General features: G+C 76.3%; 2 protein-coding genes. Both read left to right on the top strand.

The window, feature by feature from the left end:
- Positions 1-261, top strand: a 261-nt coding sequence (locus DZF91_RS24165) for a response regulator transcription factor (protein WP_147341340.1), incomplete at its 5' end; no start/stop codon positions are given.
- A gap of 257 nt (positions 262-518) precedes the next feature.
- On the top strand, positions 519-1,640 hold the full coding sequence (locus tag DZF91_RS24160; protein ID WP_117359585.1) for a carboxylate-amine ligase: 1,122 nt from the start codon (positions 519-521) through the stop codon (positions 1,638-1,640).
- Positions 1,641-1,695 lie beyond the last annotated feature (55 nt).

The following is a 1,695-nucleotide window of genomic DNA, read 5'->3' as shown; positions in this document are numbered from 1 at the left end:
GCCGCGCCGCTCCGGCGGCGGATCTCCGAACGGGCCCGCCGCGCCGGGCTGGCGGGGGCGGGCGGCCGGCGGCTGCTGACCGCGCGCGAGTCGGAGGTGCTGCGCCTGCTGGCCCGGGGCCGCTCCAACAGGGAGATCGCCGCCGAGCTGTTCATCTCCCCCAAGACGGCCAGCGTCCACGTCTCCAACCTGATGGCGAAGCTCGACGCGTCCTCGCGCGGCGAGGCCGTGGCCGCCGCCCACGACCGCGGCCTCCTGTAGCGGCCCGTCCGCCGGGTGCGGGGACGGCCGGACGCCGTGGCCGTCGCCATCACCGACGCGGAGGCGGTGCGGGGCCGCGCCGCCGGGGAACATGATCGGCGACTCCATTCCATGACCTTAGGTTATGATCTATGTGCATTGGGTGACAATGTGAGGGTGTGAGCGGGTCCTGCCCGAGAGGACACCGGGATCCGTCCGGCACATCCGAGCCCAGGTGGAGGAGCAGAGTGTCCACACCAGGTGTCAGGCCCGCGCCCATGGAACCGCCGACGTCCCGGTCACCGCTGACCATGGGGGTCGAGGAGGAGTTCGTCCTCGTCGACGCCGACACCCTCGAACCGGCCGCGATGGCCCAGACCGTCCTCGCCGACGCCGACGACGGCAGCGGGACCATGCACCGGGAGGCCACCCGGTTCCAGGTGGAGTCGGCGAGCCCGGTCGCGCGGACGGCCCGGGAGCTGCACGACCAGCTGCTGCGGCTGCGGCGCGGGTTCGCCGAGGCCGCGGCGGCGCGCGGATGCCGGCTGGTCGCCTGCGCGACGCCGGTGCTGCGGCGGGCGGGCGACCCGGTGCTCGCCGACGAGCCGCGACGCCACGTCCAGCGCGCCCGGTTCGGCGCGCTCACCGAGACCTTCGCCAACAGCGGCTGCCACGTCCACGTCGGCACCCTCGACCTCGCCGAGGCCGTCCGCGCCTGCGACCACCTGCGGCCCTGGCTGCCGACGCTGATCGCGCTCGGCGCCAACTCCCCGTTCGTGGACGGCACCGACTCCGGCCACGCCAGCTGGCGCACGGTCGCCGGCGCGATGTGGCCCTGCTCCGGCATCCCGCCGCGGCTGGCCTCCCCGGAGCACTACCGGGCCACGCTCGACACCCTGATCTCCACCGGGACGATCATGGACGCGAAGATGGTCTACTGGGACGCCCGCCCGTCCATGACCTGGCCGACCCTGGAGGTCCGCGCCCCCGACGTCGCGGCGAGCGTGGACGAGGCCGTCCTGCAGGCCGTCCTGGCCCGCGCGCTGGTGCGGACCGCCCTGCGCGCCGCCGCCGAGGACGGGCCGCCCGGCTCCGGCGTCCGCGACGAGCTCCTGCCCCTGGCCCGCTGGCGGGCCGCGCGCGACGGCCTGGAGGGGCAGGCCCTCCATCCGCGCACGGCCGAGCTCGTCCCCGCGCACGCCATGGTGGACGAGCTGGTCGAGCACGTGCACGACGACCTGCGCGCCGCCGGCGACCTCGACCACGTCACCACCACCGTCGCGAGGCTGCGGCGCGAGGGCTGCGGGGCCCGGCGCCAGCGCGAGGTCTTCGCCCGGCGGCACCGGTTCGCCGACGTCGTCCGCCATCTCGCGGACGTCACCGAGGCGCGCGAGCAATGAGCCTCCGCCGGCCGGGCGGCGCGCGGGTCCGGGTCCGCCCGGGACCCGCCGCGCG

The sequence above is a fragment of the Actinomadura logoneensis genome (genome assembly GCF_003428695.1).
Taxonomy (GTDB): Bacteria; Actinomycetota; Actinomycetes; order Streptosporangiales; family Streptosporangiaceae; genus Spirillospora; species Spirillospora logoneensis.
This window is presented reverse-complemented; position numbering and strand designations above follow the sequence as displayed.

Bases quoted from the DNA above. Each gene is read 5' to 3' on its own strand.
- DZF91_RS24160 (WP_117359585.1), top strand. From the start codon at position 519: ATGGAACCGCCGACGTCCCGGTCACCGCTGACCATGGGGGTCGAGGAG.